Raw genomic sequence first — 16,162 nt, 5'->3', positions numbered from 1 at the left:
TATAACTACTGATCTAAAAGAATAATAACAATGACAGTAGCTATATCTACTTATGCCAGCGGCGCAGACTGGCTGACATCCCTTTGTACTGATCTTTTGCCGTCAAATGACTGGGCGGTAGTCCGTGACACTTCTTCGGAAAAGGTTTTTGGGCTTCCGGGTGGTGCTGGCTTTGTGGCGTTCCTGGTTGGCAGCGGTGTTGTTGAGATTCAGGCGTTCAAGGACTTCGATCCTGATCAACCTGTGGCCCTGCAGGCGGGTGGATTTAGCTATGCGTATTCGCCTTTCTTGCCTCGCTTTGTCCTGCCTGCCGGCGAAGTGAAGGTGTGGACGTTGGTGAATTCTCGCCGGCTGTGCGGGGTCATTCGCTCTGGCTCAAACTACTACTCGTTTTATGCTGGGTTGATCCTACCTTTCGGCTCGAACAGGGCTTATCCGTTCCCTTGCTTTATCGGCGGGTCGGGTGAGCTGGGTGGCTCCAAGGAGTCTTCCTACCCTTTTATGTCCGGTGGCAACCAATACTGCCCGAAGGTCTGCCTGCCGACCGGCGCGTGGCAGATCGTGGGTGGGAATTCAGGCGGCAACAGCGCATTCACGAACGAATTTCCTTACTCATATTCCTACGCCTACGTGCATCCCTTTGACGGGAAATTCCACCGGCTAAGGGGCAAGATTGACGGCGGCGCGGTCGTGTATCCGGCTCTGGTAGTGAGCTCAGGGCGAGCGTCCGATACCGATGCACTGAATTCTGATGATGGGGTTTGGCTGGGTTACCTGGACGGTGTGGTTGCGATTCCGCAGGGGCGCGCGGCTGAGTCTGTCATTGAGATCGATGGCGTGGATTACCTGGTGGTGCCTAACGTCAGTAAGTCGACTGAAACTTACGGGCTGAGGTTGATATGAAGCATTACTCATCTCGCTACACATCTGCCGACGACCTCGTGGCCGTGATCAAGCAGCGCCTGGAATTTGAAGGTTGGGCTGTGAATCGGTACGGCGGCTTTGATGATCCGCGTATTGGCATCCAGCTCATGATCTCTCGTGGTGATACCTACTTTTGTCTAAGGAGCTTTGGGGTGTCGAGTCCTTACGTCGATTACTACGCTGTGAGCTCGATTGGGCAGCATGGGGTGATCGTCTCGGCTGCGAGTGGCTATAGCGATAGCGCTGGCTTCGTCAATCAACCTGGCTTTCAGTCATCGCCGAAGTGTTATGTAGAGAGCGGCGACGGCGCGGGCACATGCCATTTTTTCGTATCGGATGACCTTGTGGTATTAGTCACAGAGCGTGCTGGCGGTCTTTATTCATGCTTGTCCTTCGGCGTGCTGCCAGTGCTGTCCGCTGGAACTGGTGGGCAGTTTGTGACGTCGACGGAGAGCTATCTGAGCACGCAAAAGCAGCCATTGTTCTCCAATGCCTTTGCCACTTTCGGGGTTCGCCTCTCTCATGCTGAGTGGAGTGGCTGGGATGTTGGAGGTAGGACATGGGGGCCGCTGCGACCTAACGGACAAGGCACTCTGATTGGTGTTCCGCATTTTCACCAGAACGGCACAAGCTACGGGAGCGTTGGCACCGTCTCGCGTGCAAAGGGATTGATCGGCGGTCTGGATGGTCTGGTGCCCGTTACGCTTTTCACAGAGTTCGGCGGCGGGTTTGCTCCCTATGCAGAGCTGCCGGAGATCTTCCTAGTGCCACTGGATTCTTTTGAGCCTGGTGCAGTGTACGAGCTCGGTGCTCATCAGTTTCTGATCTTTCCGCAGTATGCCAAGACCTACCCGGCTGATCGCGATTACCCACACTTTAACCTCGGCATTGCCGTATTGCTGGACGCTGCGTCATGAACCAAATCGGCAGAAGCTTCGGCACGTATTTCTTCGACAACGTATTTCTGACTCCAGCGGAGATCGATGCCGGAGTCGTTGTGCCAGGTGCAGAATTTTCGTTCGAGCTATGGCACTCGTTCACCTCGCCACGGCAGCTGGTTGGCATCACACAGACGGGTTCATATGGCATCGAGCTCAACGGCGCCAAATCAGGCTCACTGGCGTCATTTGAATCGTTTGATTACAAGGTTTCTCTGAACCAAGCGTTTGGGCTAGTCGACTACCTGGCCAGCTTTGACTTCGGCACAGGAGCTTTGCATGGCTTCAACCTGACAGCCGCGATGGCTCTTGTAATGCCCGAGCGTATCGACTGGTCGACGCAGCCAGAAATGACCATTCAATACCTGACGGAAGTCATCGAGTCATTCGACTGCACCGAGCAACGCATCGCCTTGCGCGACACTCCACGCATGTCTCTAAGCTATCTGTACAGCATGACTGATGAGCAGCAGTACCGTTTCGATAACAAGCTAGCTACGTCTTCGGGCAGTATGATCGTGCCGTTGTGGCCTTTGCAGTGTCAGCTGGCACGGGCAGTGCAGCCTGGGAGCGCATCCATTGTTCTAGAGACCATCAACCCTCACGTAGGAGCTTCCGATACGCTCCTGATTTCCGAGGGTGACGAGTCTGAAGTGGTCAGCATCGACTCCGTGAACGGCATGACTGTGATCCTAAAAAACATGGCTAAGAAAACCTTCTCCACCAGTGCGGTCGTCATCCCGGCCCGCATCGCGTACCCGTCCGATGAGTCGAACTCTACCTCTATCCTGCGCGGCTTTGATCAGCACTCAATTACCTTCGACCTCGACGAGGCGCAGATCCATAAGCCAACACCGGTCGACGACTTCGAGTACCTTAATGCCAGGCCAATCTTCCCGTTCCACCCCGACTGGTCTAACGACATCACCACGAAGTACAGCCGCCTTCGCGAAACGCATGACCCCCTGATTGGTGTGCGGAGCCGATACGACCGGATCAAAGGGTCAGTGAAAATCCTAAGTCAGACGTTCAGGTTCTTCTCTGAACAAGAGCGTCAACGCTTCGAGGATTTCGCTGAATTGATCAACGGAGCTCAGGGTGAATTCTATGCTGCCGGCCCAGGCCAAGCGTTTGAGCTCAGCGAAGACATCATCGGCCCAACATACAAATTCAAGATCAAAAGCAGTGGGTACATTAACTTCACCAACAGCAACTCGCTCGCCCCAATGGTTGCAATTAAGCTGTACAATGGAACTACCTTTTACAGAACAATCCTGAACGCCACTGGCAACGCGGATGGTACAGAGACAATCACAACAAAAGAGCTCACGAACAACCTTGACGTCAGCGACATCGAAACAGTCGTACCGCTATACCTAGCACGATTTGAATCTGACGAGTTTCGCTACATCTTCGACACCAGCGAAGTGTCGACTATAACTAAAAATATAAGACAACTACTTCATGCTGACACTGCAATCGATACAGAGAGCGCTATCACTATCTAGACCCATTGAGCTTTTCCTGTTCGAGCACGGTAAGGAAAAGTACGCCTACACCAGCGGTAGCAGGCAGCACCTTCACACTGACGGTCTGATCTACATTCCCTTGGCCATTAAACGTGAAAAAGTGCAGCGTACTGCCGAAGATTTCAAAAACAAACTTACCATCAGCCTACCCGGTAACTCCCCAGTCCCGTTGCTCTTCCGCTCCCATTTGCCGTCAAATCACGTCTCCATCAAGGTTTTCCAGACCCAACGCGACCTTCCAGGCGAATCCATCAACCTCTTTGCTGGCGAGGTTACGAGCGTCACATGGAGCAATAGCACCGCCTCAATGGACTGCAACCCAGTCTCACGGTCTCTGACCAGGCAAGTGCTCCGCTGCGGCTATCAAAGTCAGTGCAACCACCACCTCTACGACAGCAGGTGCGGCCTCCAGATCCAAGACTGGCAAGAAGACACCACTGTAACGGCAATCAAAGACAATGGGTTCACCGTAGAAGTAGCCTCCAAGGCCAACGCTGACGACTACTACATCACGGGCTTGTTATCAAAGAACGGAAGTGACTTCCGTATGATCACATCCTCTTCCGGAAATTCTTTTAAGCTAATGTCTCCGATTGACGGCTTGAAAGTCGGGGATGCTATTCAAGTGGCAAAGGGGTGTGATCACTCTGCTGCGGCATGTCAGTCTTTCGATAATTTTGACAACTTTCTAGGCTTCCTGACGATCCCTGCTGACAACCCGTTTCAAGTCTACTGACCACTAATAACAAGAAGAAAGGTATAGACAATGGTCTATTTCATGATCGCGCTTTTTGTGCTGTCCATGGTGATGGCCGCAAGGATGCAACCCAAAGCAAAGAGGCCTACTGCAGCTGGCCTGGAGGACTTTAGTTTCCCGTCCGCTGCCGAGCGCCCGATCCAGGTGCTGGCTGGCACTCGCAGGATTTCTGGCCCTAACGTGCTGTGGTATGGCGACCTTCGAAACTCAGCGATTAAGCAGGTGCAGAAAGGCCTCTTCAGCTCCAAAAAGACCGTGGTCGGGTACAGATATTTTATGGGCGTCCAGCTCGGTATCTGCCACGGCCCAGACGTGCTGCTGCGCGAAATCAAATTTGGCGATGACGTTGCGTGGACAGGGCTGAGTTCCGGTGGGCCAATTGCCATCGACAAACCCTCGCTGTTTGGGGGCGACACTAATGGCTCTGGTGGGGTGTCAGGCACACTCAGATTCCACCCCGGCAGTTGGACTCAGGTTGCTAATGAGTACCTTGTTGGGAAGGTCGGCGGTGAACTCGTCTCGACCATCCGTGGTGTGTCGTACTGTGTCCTCGAAGGAATGTACATTGGCAACTCGGCCAGTCCACAGGCGGTCAGTTTTGTAGCTAGCCGTTTCCCCAAATCTCCTGACGAGCGATACACGCAGTACGAGCAAATCGGTCTCGACGCGAACCCAGCGTTTTTTATTTATGAGCTGATTACTAACGGTCTCTATGGCGCCGATCTGGGCTACTCCAGCATTGACTTGGACACCTTCTTGGCGGCTGCGAAAACCCTCTATGACGAGGGCATGGGCATCTCAGCAGTTATCGACTCGTCCACCACAGCAGGCGACGTCATTGATGACATCAAACGCGTTATTCAGTGCTCTCTCCAGACAGACCCGAGGACAGGTGCCCTGAAGCTGAAGCTCATCCGTGAGGATTATGACTTTGATGCACTCCCTGTCTTCAACGCATCAATCGTCAAAAATCTCAGTGGCTTTACCAGGGGGTCACTCGACACAGCAATCAATGAGGTAAAGCTGAAGTACACAAGCATCGATGATGACTTCACTGAGCGTACAGTGATCGCGCAGAACAACGCGCTACGCATTCATAAGGGCGACTCTGACGGCCAGACGGTGCAGATGCCTATGGTTAGCTCAAGAGACCTCGCTGCCAGAATCGCGATGCGTGAAATGTCCAGCATCTCTGTTCCTCTCGCAACATGTACAGCCGAGTGCTTCCGAGTCGTGTCTGATGCCGAAGTAGGAGATGTCGTCCGCCTCTCGTGGCCTGCAGTGGGTGCCGATGATTTGGTGATGCGCGTAACCGGAGTTGACCTCGGATCGCCTGGCGATAGCCCAGTAAGGCTCACGCTCGTCCAGGACGTTTTTGGGGTATCTATGAGCGTCTACGCAGATGGTTCCGAACGCCAGTGGACGAAGCCAACCTTCGAACCGACCGACATCTCCAGATTTGACATCGTGGACGCTCCGGTGATTTTGACGACAAACCAGACCACCGGGAGCGTCTTGGTCGTGGCTGAGAATCCGGGTGTGGCAATGGATTACCAGCTGCAGGTTAGGGGTGAAGTGGATAGCGATTACGTCGATGCTGGAGCGATGCCTTTCACTCCGTTGTTCTCGACTACGAAAGCTATGGGCACTGGGTGGACTGATGCGAGCCTGGTGCTGTCCGGGCCGTCTGCGGAGCTGTCGTCGCTTACTGGGGATGAGGTGCGCCAGGGGCTTGGTTTGATGCTGATCGTGAGCGCCTTGGGGAAAGAGTGGATTTCGTACCAGACCGTTGCTGCTGGCAATTCAACGACCGTGACTTTGGGCCTGATCAATCGAGGCTTGTTCAATACGAGGCCGTTGGCACACCCTGCGGGAGCTCGCGCATGGGCTGTATCAGAGGGTTATGGGGTGACTGATTGGCACTATGCGAAAAGTGAGTCTGTGTCGATCAGGATGCTTCCGAGAACGCAGACAGGAGTGCTCGATGTCGATGATGCTCTCGTGCATTCGTACAGCGTTGCCGGGGCGAACGTGTCTCCGTGGATGCCTGGGCGTTTGCGCGTGAACGGAGTTGAGGGTGGGCAGATCTCAGGTGTCGCAACTGCAACCTGGAGGAAGCGCGAGGGCTCGGTGCCGGCTGTAGTGTTTTATGGGGATGATGTCGATCAGGCGAGTGATGCTACGTACCAGGTTGTTGTGCGCGCAGAAGGCACGGTTGTAAAAACAGTGAGCGGCATTTCTGGCAACTGTTGGACGTTTGATGACGAGATAGCACTGAACGGTGGGGTTCACTATCAAGCCCTGACCTTTGAGATCTCCGCTCAAAAGCCAGGGTATTCAGTGTCGCCTGCATCGGTCGTATCCGTGACCAGGTAGTAGCTGTTAGCCGCGAGCGCTCAAAAACTTCGGTAGATCGTTCCTGTCGTACCTGAGCTTCATCAGCATTCTCTGAACAAAGCCGATCTCGGAGTCTCTCGTCAGGCTTGCGAATACAAATGACGATGAATTAAGCCCGGACACCGCGATTTGGATGTTGTCAAAGTCGATGATGCCAACGTGCATTTCGTGGCAGTTTGGCGCGTCCGGGGCGTTACGGAAAGCAAGGTCAAAGGCGTAGCTGTAGCTCGTCAGCCAGCCATCGTAGCTATTGTCATGCCCGGCAAAGAACTCACGATTCTTTGTTGTCCTGGATTTGTATGGAGAACAAGCAGATTTAGTATTTTCGCCCAGGAAGGTCGGATCTATACCTGCCTTTTTGAGAGTATCTAAATCATCGCCACTGAAATTCAGTCGAATGCTGCCAGTTCCCAAGTTGCCATAGAGGGCCGCTCCATCCACCAAGTAAGCATCCAGTTTTGCTTTGAGTGGAACGGGTTTTGGAAAGCCATTTTTTTCGGTTACAACATACACTTCCCCAGTGTATTTATCTCCGAGTGGCTCCCTTATTAGTCCAAGCGCTACTTCCCCGATAATCCAAAAAGGAATCAGGAACTTCATCGCTTGTTTGAAGCTTCGAGGGCCGACGAGCGCCATTATTCTTTTACCCCTTTCTTGTAAAAAGGCGGACGAATATTCAAGAAAGCCGCAGCAAGGAGAATGACACCAACACCTTTCCAAATCATGTCCCCAAAAAACGGCAACAGGGAACTAGAGCTCGGTAGTATTGTGGCGAGAGTGGCGATTGGGTAAGCAACGGCAGCGGAAATTATATCCGGTACATAATAGCTGCCGAGAAGGTGTGCCGCTTCATTAGCGATTTCGCCCAAGCTGTAGAACTCAGTCGAGGATGCAAGCATGAATGCGGGGGCTACAATCAAGACCATAAAGATGGCCCATACCACTCGATAAATCGTCATAAAACATCCTTTTACAGGTAAGTAGCAAAACTAACTTACCATTGCCAATAACGAGTTCCATAGGGTTTTCGGTCATGTCGTAACATAGCCGATTGTTGTTTTTTTAATCACTCCCAGGTTTTCGGCAGTCCTGAAAATTTCACATGCGCGTAGGTTGCCGATCCTGGCTTTTCTCGCAAAATCCTTGAGTCTGACTGGAGTGCCCGGTGTCAGCGTTTCCACTTGGGTTACCAGCGATTTCAGGATATCGTCGTTCGTTCCCAACAGCGTTTTCGGGGTTTCTGGCGTTTCTGGCGTCTCCTCTGGCAACTCAGCCCCAACATTTTTGTGTGGTGGCGTTTCGATGGCTGATGAGGCTACAACATGCGTGCTAGAGCGTCTAGCGGTACGAACGCCAGTCAGAATCAGTGCAGGTACGATCTCTAGAGACATGGCAAATCCCAGGCACAGCAATTGAGCCAGCAGGGGCGGCAAGCTGGATGCTTTTGCGACTGTGGACTTGATCTGTGCGATTTCCAAAGAGCCAGAATTGATCCGCGCCAGAGCCTGAGCACGCTGAGCTGCTGCACGAGTGCTGACAGACTCTTCGAGCTCAAGGGCTTTAGAAACCATGCCACGGACGCGCAGGTCACTAGCTTGGGCAGTCGCATCAGAGATCTCTCTATCTAATTGAGCGATAAGAGCAGAGTCTTTCTGAGCCAGGGTGGTAAGAGCAGTAACACGCTCAGTAGTCATGGCTTCGTGTGTGGCTTTGCTGATGGTGATCGAAGTCATCAAACGATCATAAGTGGCCCATCCACTAACTACGGACAGCATCAAGGCGCAGGCAATTGTAAGAGCCGCGCTGCTGCCACGTAGTACACGAATAGCCACAGGCCAGGCCAGATACTTAAATATATCTAGGAGCACCGCTGCGCCAGCAAATAGAAGCGCTAACTTCTTGTCGTCGATCAATGCGTACATTGCAAGCGCAACCGAAATTGCAGTTACGCTGGACAAGAGAAATGCGATTGCGACAAGTAATGTCGACAGCTTCTTGCTCATCTTGAACCCCGAAAATCTCTCTATAAGTCCATTATATAAAGGGTTTCCTGGCATGCAATAGCTGGTCGGGGCTATTTGACATCAAATTACCTTCATGTAGATTGTAATTATTTATTGAGTGGGTCAGTCCAATTCAATATGATGTTTAAATCGAGACCCCAAAAAAGGAAAATAATATGGGTATCAAGAACTCACTTCGCATCAATGTAGATCAGATCGCCAGGGCTTTAATCAAGTCGGGTCATCTAGATAAAGAATGTGATTGCGGTCTGGAGTACGAGCATGACGATGCGGTTGATGTTGAAGATTTGATTGATATTGCGATAGAGAGTATCGGAGCTTACGGCGAAGCCGGGCTAAGAGCTTTAATTAATAGAGCAACTATTGAAGTTGAAAAGATAGATATAGAAATTCGTGCAACGCAGGCTACAGAGCGTCAGGAAAGGCAGATGATCCAAGCAAGGCTCACAGACTTCGATCAGATCGCTCTGCTGAGCGCGGTAGGGAGGATTGGCGGAGACATGCATGAGTACGATGCCGCCGCCTTGCTGCTGCTCACGGGAGCGTACACAGCCTCAGAGCTATGCCGCCTGCCTTCTGCTACGTTGCGAGATCTATTAGCATAGGAATGCTTCGGCCAAGAGGGGGGCTAGTTCTGCAGGGGATTGACCTTTTTTGAGCTCCCTGACTAGAAACGTTTTGCCGTCTCGCGAACGCACTTCTAACCCCTGCTTTCCGAGCCTGACGTCGTAGTGGAGCTCAGCGAAAAGCCCAAATGCGGACATGTCGCCGTCGACCTGTCCGTACATCCACCCATCCTCGACGGAGACATCAGTCATGTCGTGATCTGTAGATCGCATAGCTCTCTTGATCATCCTCCCGATTCGCCTGGCTCCTTTCCTCATGAGCAGCACCAGGCCAACAACTGGCATAACCAGGCTCGTGAGCAGCAGCCCAATCAGTGTGTCGAGGACTGAGAAAACCCACTTCAGGAGCCTCCAGAAGGCTCGTAAGGGCACCATCAAGTTGATCCTCATGCATCACCTCCAGCCATTCTCAGAACGTCGTCATAGGCATCCGTTGCGTCGGAGAAGTCGGCCTGCACCCTCGAAAGAACCTGGTAGGTATGACCATCAGTGCCTTGGAAATACAAGTGGGTTGCTTCGAGCCAAGCCTCGTGAACCTTGGTGTGATGGCCCGTGCCGCTCTCGATGCCGGCTGAAATTTGATAGGCAAAGCCAAACACGGTGATGCCCCCGTTCCAGTGGGCAAAGACAGCATTTTGGAAGCACCACATCTCACCACTCATGCAGACCCTCCATACAGGTAGGCCAAGCCAAACAATAGATAAAGATTTTTCGTCATTAACTGGTGCATTTCATCGTAGTCAATGACCACATAGCGATTACCATGACTGTCAAGCAAGCCGAGCCCCATTTCATCGATCCAGGCCTTGCTCAGACTATGTGTAACTTTACGGTCACCATCCACGGGTTTACCGTCGACAATTCCGTATGTGATACCTTCAACGTAGATTTCCCCATTTGTGTGGCGAACTCCAGCTTCGTATATATTCGAGCCGACCGTTAGATTCATTTCACTCATGGGGAGTTTCTTTATTCTTCTCATGATCCAAGTATCGCTCCACCAGCGCGAATATGTCTTCCTGAGCTAAGATGCCTTTTCTCCCAAGGCTAACTAGCAAGCGCTCAATTCTATCAAGTTCAACATCATCACCAGACAGCCGTGTGAAGGTGCTGGCAATCCTGTCAATCCTGTCAATTTCACCAGTTATACCGTGCTCCGCTGCAAGCTTTTCAACGAAGTCAGCAACTCCGCTTTTAGGGATTTCCATGTCTTTACCAGGCTGGACTTGGGTCATTAGATTGTACTACTTGTCAAGTTTGCCAGCAAACACTACTCTTGGTAAGCCTAGGAGGTGCCTATGAAAATTGTCGTCGACTGCGAGTTTACTCAGCTCAATCAAAATTCCAAGCTCATATCTATGGCCCTTGTGTCCGAGGAGGGTCATGAGCTCTACTTTGAGCTTAACGATAACTACAGGCATGAGGACTGCAGTGAGTTTGTTGTTGAGCGTGTAATCCCACAGTTAAGTGGTGGATCAGCCCTAATCTCTACAGAGTCTGCTAGGAATAAACTCTGGAGCTTTCTGTCACAATTTGACAGCGTAGAGATCATGTCGGATGCCCCCATTTGGGACTGGGAGTTCTTTTGCTCCATTGTCTACCATCAAGGCAAGTGGCCAAGCAACGTTGCAAATACACCAATAAATCTTATTGATCTTTTCAATGAGAAAGGTGTGGATGGCGAAGAAGCGCCGGAGCTTCCGCATCACGCGTTGCTCGACGCCCGCTTGCTGATGAGCTATTACAAGCAGTATCTCAAAGAGTAAGCTCCTCTTCATCCCGGATGCTTAGTGGAGTGCCAGGGCTGTACTCAATGTAGCTGCGCTTGAGCCGGCACTCCTGAGACTTGAAGGTCGTGTCAAATAAAGCCTCGATTATTTCTAATATTTGCTTGATCAGTTTTTGGACTTGATAGTCTCTTGCTGTGAATTTGATGTAGATTGGCTTTCTTCTCCGGCCCGAGAGTGGGATGAACTCAAAGTAGTAGAGTCTAGCTCTTTCTTGTTCTTCGCTATCTCTTCTTGCAATCTCAATCTGAAGTCCACGAATGGTTTCGGGGTCATACTTTATTCCTTCTTGGGTAGTTAGTTTTTGCCACGTTAGTCTTGAGCGCTTGAGCTGTCTACCGGATATATGTTTGCCGTCAAACTCATAGCTGATGCCCTTGGGTTGGCCATCTTCGTTGAGCGTGAGGTGGATGTAGACTTTTTGCTTTCTCAGCGCTCTTACGAAGTCGAACATGTCGCCCTGGACGGCGTTGGTGGTCTCGATTGCTCCGGCGATCTTGGCGATCATTTTGTGCTTGAGCGGAAGGTCGTTATCGCGGATCGATGCCTGGAGCTCTGCGTGAGTGATCGAGACGCCCCAGGTGTCCTTGGGTTTCGGTGCTTTGGTGAGGCCGAAGCGGTCTTCGATCCTTGATACGGACTCCAGGCTGATTGATCTTTCGTTGCTGTCTTTGACCATCGAGAACGTGTCATCTAGGCGGATGCGGTTGGCAACGATGTGTACGTGTTGGTGATCTTTATCTTGGTGCATGACAGCGACGAATTGATTCGTTTCATCAAAGCCCAGATCTGACAGGTAGGTCTGGACAGCCGTGCGCCATTGAGCTGTTGTGAGTGACTCGCCAGGGCGGAGGGAGAGCATTGCGTGGAAGACTGGCTTGATGAGCTTGTCGGAGTCGATAGACATGCGCCGCATGGCCTCTACGCTGTCGAACTCTCGGATCATCTCCAGGACATCCGTTTCATCACCTGCGAGGATGCCAGGGAGAGGGTCTGGGCTTAGGCAGTTCGAGTCAATCGTGCGGATGCCGGTGATCTCGTGATCGTGCTTTGTGCAGCCAAAGATGTAGCGAATGCGCCCCTTAAAAGAGCCAGCTGATTTTGGGAAGATTTTGCCGATCATGCCGCACCTCCGGCGTTGATCTGAGCGATCCTCTTTACTTTTTCAAGTAGTACCGCGCCTGGGTATTCGGCGTTGATCATCGATGCTAAGTTCATGAGCTCCCGAGCGATCTGAACGACATCTCCGCTGATTTTCGGCTTGACGCTATTGTTGACTACGAAGTCTCGAATGAATGCACCAGCAGCTTTGTAGCCAGCCTGGGACATCTTTGCTTCGAGCGTTTCGAGCTCAGACTTAGTTAATCTTATTGTGATCCTTGAATCTTTGTTCTGCTTGATATCATCTTTCATCTGACTCACCTTTATTTTATTGTTATCGAGCCAATTTAACGCAACACCCGGAGGGATGTGAGTAGCTAATCGCCTATGTCTGACATAGACACAACTGGCTAAAAAGAAGCTCTAGGCTTATTGTGCAACTGGAGCTTTTGATGTTTCAATAATAAATTTAAGAAAGTTGAATGTATAACTAAACTTTCGCAAGGTGTGAATGCGAAATCACTATAGGGGAGTGCGGTTTCGCCCCCGGTGAGTGCGGATTTGCTGAGCATGATTGTGACGTTGCAAGGTATTAGAGCGGAATCGCATCAGGGGTTTGCGATTCCGCTTTCGAGGCAAGTGAATTTGAACTTAGTTTGTTGCTTCGATTATTCTGGGTGGAAGCCTTTTTTAAGGTAGTGTCGTTTTAGCGTAACCAAGGACATAGGGAGGGCGATTCCTTTTTTTCCTTGTGCTTCAACACTTTTAATCGATTCGCGAACAAACTTCAGCATCTCTTGCGACGGCGGAATGAATGCGGAAAGTGAATTATTGAAGGCTTCTTGGGCCTGGTTTTCGAATTCTTTACGCATTCCCAGCACAACTACTTCGTTCTCTGGAATCAAGCGTTTTTGCGTGTAGGCAACTAGAACGCCATCATCATCGCGCTTGCTCTCCATTCTGTAAACATAAAGCTCGTGTCGTTTCTTCACCGGACACCAAACGCCAGCTATCAACTCAGTGTGCATTGCTTTGAAATCATCCATCTCCAGCTTAAACTTTGAGGCTGAGGTCAACGCATCGGTGATTGAATATTCGACTGTGCAGGCAATTAGGTCGCCAGTGAGAAGGCCTTCGAAGTCCCGATTAAGGAAAGTATCACCATCCCACTTGGAACCAGAGCTATTTTGCTCGAGAGGGTTGTTTTGGCAGTGCCGGAGCGCTGTGTAGGCGATTGATCCATCTTCAGATCGTCGGTAGCTGATCCTGAGTTTTCCGAGGTGTGTAGTGATGCTGTTAATAATGTGCTGCGCTGTAAGAGTGCTTCCTGCAAAGCTTATGAATATTTTATTGGTTTCAAATACTTGAATGTAATTATGGAATGAACCGCTAGGGGAGAAGTTTGGCTTCCATAGCTTTACGTCGATTTCATAAGTTTTTCTGAATCCATTGAGCAGCGTTTTGCCATTGGCGTCTGTGATTGCACTGTCCGCTACAACGAATAGGCCTTCGAGTTCCATTTCGGGATCGCTGGTTTTCGCTTCGTCGTCTAAGTATTTTGAGTAGTCCACTGACTTGGCGTATTCATAACCTGCAACGATCAAAGTCATTTTGATTACTACCTATCGAATTATGGTTTTCACGGTGAATTTACCTGAATTAGCACAGCTACAGAACCCCGTCTCTCGACCCTTGAGGGCAACTGGTCAGCATGGGCCAGTTCCGAGGTCGAACTTGACCTTGTAGTCAGCGAAAAGGTGCTTAGGAAAGTAGGCAGTGCCAGTCGGTAATGCCATGACTGGACGTGTACATCGCCACTGTCGAGTCCAACAGATCCAGCCAAAATTAGTGATCACGGGTACAGGAGGGGTACGAAAAGCTGCACATAAATTGTACACGAATCTCGTTTTGATCAATGCTTACGGGCTTTGGGTGTCCAATCCATCATGGGGGCAACGCTGAAGCGGCGTGACGGCTCAGGGCGCGTGGTTTGTGGCTTTGAAGCTGATTCTAGGGGCATTCTGGTCTACGCATTTATGCACCATTTTCCGGGGGCGTGTTGGGTTTGACAGTGGTGCGGGCTACCGCCGCCAAACACACTCGTACCACCGGAAATCATGGCAACGATCAGAGCAAGGAAAAAGGCCGATGGAATGGTTAGCTATACCGTCCAGATCCGCCTCAAGAAAAAGGGTGTCCTAGTCTACCAAAGGTCCCAGACATTCGCCCGCCAGCAGGCTGCTCAAGCCAGGGCGAAAGATGATTGGCGTGGACGATCTGCATTTTCACGACAAGCGCCACGCAGGCGTGAGCTGGTTGTTCGATAAGGAGTGAGATATCCCGCGTGCATGCAGTGTTTCCGGTCATCGTGACGGGCCACTCGCTGCGGCGTTACACCCCTCTAAGGAGCGTGAAGCGAACCTAGCATAGAAGCTACACTGCACGACCCAGTCACCCACGACAGCCTGCTCCAATCCATCGCAGGCTCATGAAAAGGAAGTCAAGCAAATGGATGTACTTTGCACCTCTCTGGACGAAGTCCGTCAACGGATCGATGAAATCGACCGCAGCCTCGTTTCGCTTCTCGCCAAACGTGGAAGGCTCGTAACGCAAGCAGCGGGTTTCAAGAAAACCACCGATGATGTGCGTGCACCCGCTCGGGTCGAGCAGGTGATCAAGAAGGTTCGTGAGATGGCTGACGAAACCGGTGCCTCGGCTGAGGTGGTGGAACAGGTCTATCGGGCGATGATTTCGGCCTTCATCGCCGAGGAGCTCAATACCCATGCGAAGCTGGCCGATGAGGCTTCAGCATCGTGATGAAACGCGGGGCTCATACGCAGCCCCGCCGCTTTCTCCTGCTTGCTATCTCTGGCTCAACGCCGCAATCGAGACGCCAGACGCGACGAAGGTGAGGCCTGCGCCCACGTTCAGCCCATTCACCAGCCGTGGCCGCCGGTACAGGTAGCGAGACAGTCCCGTGGCGAAAATGCCCATCAAGGCAAACCCCAATGCAGTGAGTGCAGCGAACCATACGCCGTAAACCAACATCTGCACGCTGACCGACCCGCGTGCGGGGTCGACGAACTGGGGAATGAACGCCAGCACGAACAAACCTGGCTTGGGGTTGAGCGCAGCCGAAAGCAGACCGGTCAGAAAAATGCTGGGCAGCGATTTCCTGGAGGCCGGCTGAAAGCTTATCAGGCTACGAGCGCGCAGAACCTTGATCCCTAGCCAGAGCAGATAGCCGGCACCCATGAGCTTGATCACCCAAAATGCGAGCACCGAGGTTTGCATCAGTAGGGTCAACCCTAACGAAGCGGCTGCAACGTGAAATAGAATGCCTGCGCCTGACGCCATGCCGGATACGGCCGCTGCGACTTTACCCTGGCTGAGACCGCGGCCAATGGCCAACACGTTGTCAGGGCCCGGTGCCAGCACCAACAGCACGCAGGCGGCGGTATAGGCGAACCACACGTTCATGGGAAACACGGCTCTCTCCTTAAGCCTGATGAAGCATCCGTCCTGACGGTGGGGTACGCCAATAGCAAGGCGGAACCTCAAGGGCTGTTAGCACTGGCGGGCTCGGCCCTGCTTGGTTGGTCGAGGATTCTCCGAACACGTCAGGACGGGGCAGACTACCTGTGCTGACACAGTCGTCCGCTCAAGCGCCAGTTCGGTTATGTGAAGGCTCGCTTTCGTGGCTTGGTCAAGAACACTGCACAACGGACCACGTTGTTTGCGCTGTCGGACCTGTGGATGGGGCGCCGGTAGTTGTTGAACGCTGCGCTATCGGCCGAAAAATGGGCCTGGCGCGGTCGAGATGTTGCTCATTACGCGCTCGGGAAAACGTGATCAGCGTTTCCCTGGCAGTCTGTCGGAATGCGAGAACTTTGGTGTCTGTGTCAGGTCCAACTCGCACTTTAGCTACCCACTCGCGCCTCCGGAGCCGAACAAAAAATGAAAAAACCTTTGGTTGCTGTCTTTGCTTGTGCATTGGCACTCGGGATGACGGCATTCTTGCCCGCCGATATCTCCCCGATCAGTTCCGCCTATGCCAAGGGTGGTGGTGGTGGTGGTGG

Annotated in this window: 19 protein-coding genes and 3 pseudogenes; 11 read left to right on the top strand and 11 right to left on the bottom strand. The window is 51.9% G+C overall.

The features are described from left to right. The first annotated feature begins 30 nt into the window (after positions 1-30). From AC3WLP_RS19985 to AC3WLP_RS19965, 5 genes are read left to right on the top strand one after another with little or no spacing between them, the layout of a single operon-like run. Positions 31-903, top strand: a complete 873-nt coding sequence (locus AC3WLP_RS19985) for a hypothetical protein (RefSeq protein WP_088513698.1) — start codon at positions 31-33, stop codon at positions 901-903. Next, positions 900-1,841, top strand: a complete 942-nt coding sequence (locus tag AC3WLP_RS19980) for a hypothetical protein (RefSeq protein ID WP_088513699.1) — start codon at positions 900-902, stop codon at positions 1,839-1,841. Before AC3WLP_RS19985 ends, AC3WLP_RS19980 begins: the two co-directional genes overlap by 4 nt. Continuing rightward, entirely contained in the window at positions 1,838-3,370 is a 1,533-nt protein-coding gene (locus tag AC3WLP_RS19975; RefSeq protein WP_088513700.1) for a hypothetical protein, read from the top strand. The genes AC3WLP_RS19980 and AC3WLP_RS19975 overlap by 4 nt, the downstream gene beginning before the upstream one ends. After that, complete coding sequence (locus AC3WLP_RS19970; protein WP_088513701.1) at positions 3,327-4,127, top strand: phage BR0599 family protein; 801 nt, start codon at positions 3,327-3,329, stop codon at positions 4,125-4,127. The genes AC3WLP_RS19975 and AC3WLP_RS19970 overlap by 44 nt, the downstream gene beginning before the upstream one ends. A gap of 30 nt (positions 4,128-4,157) precedes the next feature. Continuing rightward, the gene (locus tag AC3WLP_RS19965; RefSeq protein WP_088513702.1) at positions 4,158-6,524 is read left to right on the top strand and encodes a phage tail protein; all 2,367 of its coding nucleotides are present in this window, start codon (positions 4,158-4,160) and stop codon (positions 6,522-6,524) included. A 6-nt stretch (positions 6,525-6,530) separates the two neighbouring features. On the opposite strand, the gene AC3WLP_RS19960 is transcribed toward AC3WLP_RS19965, so the two are convergent. The 3 genes from AC3WLP_RS19960 to AC3WLP_RS19950 all read right to left on the bottom strand — a co-directional run bounded on the left by AC3WLP_RS19960 (position 6,531) and on the right by AC3WLP_RS19950 (position 8,548). Next, the gene (locus AC3WLP_RS19960) at positions 6,531-7,181 is read right to left on the bottom strand and encodes a hypothetical protein (RefSeq protein ID WP_088513703.1); all 651 of its coding nucleotides are present in this window, start codon (positions 7,179-7,181) and stop codon (positions 6,531-6,533) included. After that, positions 7,181-7,504 (bottom strand): hypothetical protein, encoded by a 324-nt coding sequence (locus AC3WLP_RS19955; RefSeq protein ID WP_088513704.1) that lies wholly within the window; start codon positions 7,502-7,504, stop codon positions 7,181-7,183. Before AC3WLP_RS19955 ends, AC3WLP_RS19960 begins: the two co-directional genes overlap by 1 nt. A gap of 72 nt (positions 7,505-7,576) precedes the next feature. Then, positions 7,577-8,548, bottom strand: coding sequence for a hypothetical protein (locus AC3WLP_RS19950; RefSeq protein ID WP_256596074.1), 972 nt, complete (start codon positions 8,546-8,548; stop codon positions 7,577-7,579). 176 nt (positions 8,549-8,724) lie between these two features. Between AC3WLP_RS19950 and AC3WLP_RS19945 the strand changes: the two genes are divergently transcribed. Beyond that, entirely contained in the window at positions 8,725-9,174 is a 450-nt protein-coding gene (locus AC3WLP_RS19945) for a hypothetical protein (protein WP_088513705.1), read from the top strand. Here AC3WLP_RS19945 and AC3WLP_RS19940 read toward each other — a convergent pair. From AC3WLP_RS19940 to AC3WLP_RS19925, 4 genes are read right to left on the bottom strand one after another with little or no spacing between them, the layout of a single operon-like run. Then, positions 9,166-9,585 (bottom strand): hypothetical protein, encoded by a 420-nt coding sequence (locus AC3WLP_RS19940; protein ID WP_088513706.1) that lies wholly within the window; start codon positions 9,583-9,585, stop codon positions 9,166-9,168. The genes AC3WLP_RS19945 and AC3WLP_RS19940 overlap by 9 nt on opposite strands. Next, a complete protein-coding gene (locus AC3WLP_RS19935; RefSeq protein ID WP_088513707.1) occupies positions 9,582-9,857 on the bottom strand; it encodes a hypothetical protein in 276 nt (91 codons plus the stop codon). Before AC3WLP_RS19935 ends, AC3WLP_RS19940 begins: the two co-directional genes overlap by 4 nt. Further along, the gene (locus AC3WLP_RS19930; protein WP_088513708.1) at positions 9,854-10,153 is read right to left on the bottom strand and encodes a hypothetical protein; all 300 of its coding nucleotides are present in this window, start codon (positions 10,151-10,153) and stop codon (positions 9,854-9,856) included. Before AC3WLP_RS19930 ends, AC3WLP_RS19935 begins: the two co-directional genes overlap by 4 nt. Beyond that, entirely contained in the window at positions 10,146-10,430 is a 285-nt protein-coding gene (locus AC3WLP_RS19925) for a hypothetical protein (RefSeq protein ID WP_256596075.1), read from the bottom strand. The genes AC3WLP_RS19930 and AC3WLP_RS19925 overlap by 8 nt, the downstream gene beginning before the upstream one ends. A gap of 63 nt (positions 10,431-10,493) precedes the next feature. Here AC3WLP_RS19925 and AC3WLP_RS19920 point away from each other — a divergent pair, with 63 nt between their 5' ends. Beyond that, the gene (locus AC3WLP_RS19920; protein WP_088513709.1) at positions 10,494-10,961 is read left to right on the top strand and encodes a 3'-5' exoribonuclease; all 468 of its coding nucleotides are present in this window, start codon (positions 10,494-10,496) and stop codon (positions 10,959-10,961) included. On the opposite strand, the gene AC3WLP_RS19915 is transcribed toward AC3WLP_RS19920, so the two are convergent. The 3 genes from AC3WLP_RS19915 to AC3WLP_RS19905 form a co-directional block, all read right to left on the bottom strand. Then, a complete protein-coding gene (locus AC3WLP_RS19915) occupies positions 10,951-12,105 on the bottom strand; it encodes a relaxase/mobilization nuclease domain-containing protein (RefSeq protein ID WP_088513710.1) in 1,155 nt (384 codons plus the stop codon). The two genes, AC3WLP_RS19920 and AC3WLP_RS19915, sit on opposite strands and share 11 nt — an antisense overlap. Then, complete coding sequence (locus tag AC3WLP_RS19910) at positions 12,102-12,395, bottom strand: plasmid mobilization protein (protein WP_088513711.1); 294 nt, start codon at positions 12,393-12,395, stop codon at positions 12,102-12,104. The genes AC3WLP_RS19915 and AC3WLP_RS19910 overlap by 4 nt, the downstream gene beginning before the upstream one ends. 356 nt (positions 12,396-12,751) lie before the next feature. Next, complete coding sequence (locus AC3WLP_RS19905) at positions 12,752-13,693, bottom strand: hypothetical protein (protein WP_088513712.1); 942 nt, start codon at positions 13,691-13,693, stop codon at positions 12,752-12,754. A gap of 507 nt (positions 13,694-14,200) precedes the next feature. On the opposite strand from AC3WLP_RS19905, the pseudogene AC3WLP_RS19900 reads away from it, so the two are divergent. The 3 genes and pseudogenes from AC3WLP_RS19900 to AC3WLP_RS19890 all read left to right on the top strand — a co-directional run. Next, a pseudogene (locus AC3WLP_RS19900) lies at positions 14,201-14,341 on the top strand (site-specific integrase); the annotation flags it as partial. A 1-nt stretch (position 14,342) separates the two neighbouring features. Beyond that, positions 14,343-14,508, top strand: a pseudogene (locus AC3WLP_RS19895) (site-specific integrase); the annotation flags it as partial. Between the two features lie 83 nt (positions 14,509-14,591). After that, on the top strand, positions 14,592-14,900 hold the full coding sequence (locus tag AC3WLP_RS19890) for a chorismate mutase (protein ID WP_047604592.1): 309 nt from the start codon (positions 14,592-14,594) through the stop codon (positions 14,898-14,900). 45 nt (positions 14,901-14,945) lie between these two features. On the opposite strand, the gene AC3WLP_RS19885 is transcribed toward AC3WLP_RS19890, so the two are convergent. Next, positions 14,946-15,563, bottom strand: coding sequence for a LysE family translocator (locus AC3WLP_RS19885; RefSeq protein ID WP_088513734.1), 618 nt, complete (start codon positions 15,561-15,563; stop codon positions 14,946-14,948). A 174-nt stretch (positions 15,564-15,737) separates the two neighbouring features. On the opposite strand from AC3WLP_RS19885, the pseudogene AC3WLP_RS19880 reads away from it, so the two are divergent. Next, positions 15,738-15,854: pseudogene (locus tag AC3WLP_RS19880) on the top strand (IS5/IS1182 family transposase); the annotation flags it as partial. Positions 15,855-16,162 lie beyond the last annotated feature (308 nt).

Source organism: Pseudomonas sp. FW305-E2, assembly GCF_058782925.1.
This window is presented reverse-complemented; position numbering and strand designations above follow the sequence as displayed.

Excerpts from the sequence above, each read along its gene's own strand:
- AC3WLP_RS19985 (WP_088513698.1), top strand. The coding sequence starts at position 31 with ATGACAGTAGCTATATCTACTTATGCCAGCGGCGCAGACTGGCTGACA.
- AC3WLP_RS19980 (WP_088513699.1), top strand. The coding sequence starts at position 900 with ATGAAGCATTACTCATCTCGCTACACATCTGCCGACGACCTCGTGGCC.
- AC3WLP_RS19975 (WP_088513700.1), top strand. The coding sequence starts at position 1,838 with ATGAACCAAATCGGCAGAAGCTTCGGCACGTATTTCTTCGACAACGTA.
- AC3WLP_RS19970 (WP_088513701.1), top strand. The coding sequence starts at position 3,327 with ATGCTGACACTGCAATCGATACAGAGAGCGCTATCACTATCTAGACCC.
- AC3WLP_RS19965 (WP_088513702.1), top strand. The coding sequence starts at position 4,158 with ATGGTCTATTTCATGATCGCGCTTTTTGTGCTGTCCATGGTGATGGCC.
- AC3WLP_RS19960 (WP_088513703.1), bottom strand. The coding sequence starts at position 7,181 with ATGGCGCTCGTCGGCCCTCGAAGCTTCAAACAAGCGATGAAGTTCCTG.
- AC3WLP_RS19955 (WP_088513704.1), bottom strand. The coding sequence starts at position 7,504 with ATGACGATTTATCGAGTGGTATGGGCCATCTTTATGGTCTTGATTGTA.
- AC3WLP_RS19950 (WP_256596074.1), bottom strand. The coding sequence starts at position 8,548 with ATGAGCAAGAAGCTGTCGACATTACTTGTCGCAATCGCATTTCTCTTG.
- AC3WLP_RS19945 (WP_088513705.1), top strand. The coding sequence starts at position 8,725 with ATGGGTATCAAGAACTCACTTCGCATCAATGTAGATCAGATCGCCAGG.
- AC3WLP_RS19940 (WP_088513706.1), bottom strand. The coding sequence starts at position 9,585 with ATGAGGATCAACTTGATGGTGCCCTTACGAGCCTTCTGGAGGCTCCTG.
- AC3WLP_RS19935 (WP_088513707.1), bottom strand. The coding sequence starts at position 9,857 with ATGAGTGGTGAGATGTGGTGCTTCCAAAATGCTGTCTTTGCCCACTGG.
- AC3WLP_RS19930 (WP_088513708.1), bottom strand. The coding sequence starts at position 10,153 with ATGAGTGAAATGAATCTAACGGTCGGCTCGAATATATACGAAGCTGGA.
- AC3WLP_RS19925 (WP_256596075.1), bottom strand. The coding sequence starts at position 10,430 with ATGACCCAAGTCCAGCCTGGTAAAGACATGGAAATCCCTAAAAGCGGA.
- AC3WLP_RS19920 (WP_088513709.1), top strand. The coding sequence starts at position 10,494 with ATGAAAATTGTCGTCGACTGCGAGTTTACTCAGCTCAATCAAAATTCC.
- AC3WLP_RS19915 (WP_088513710.1), bottom strand. The coding sequence starts at position 12,105 with ATGATCGGCAAAATCTTCCCAAAATCAGCTGGCTCTTTTAAGGGGCGC.
- AC3WLP_RS19910 (WP_088513711.1), bottom strand. The coding sequence starts at position 12,395 with ATGAAAGATGATATCAAGCAGAACAAAGATTCAAGGATCACAATAAGA.
- AC3WLP_RS19905 (WP_088513712.1), bottom strand. The coding sequence starts at position 13,693 with ATGACTTTGATCGTTGCAGGTTATGAATACGCCAAGTCAGTGGACTAC.
- AC3WLP_RS19890 (WP_047604592.1), top strand. The coding sequence starts at position 14,592 with ATGGATGTACTTTGCACCTCTCTGGACGAAGTCCGTCAACGGATCGAT.
- AC3WLP_RS19885 (WP_088513734.1), bottom strand. The coding sequence starts at position 15,563 with ATGAACGTGTGGTTCGCCTATACCGCCGCCTGCGTGCTGTTGGTGCTG.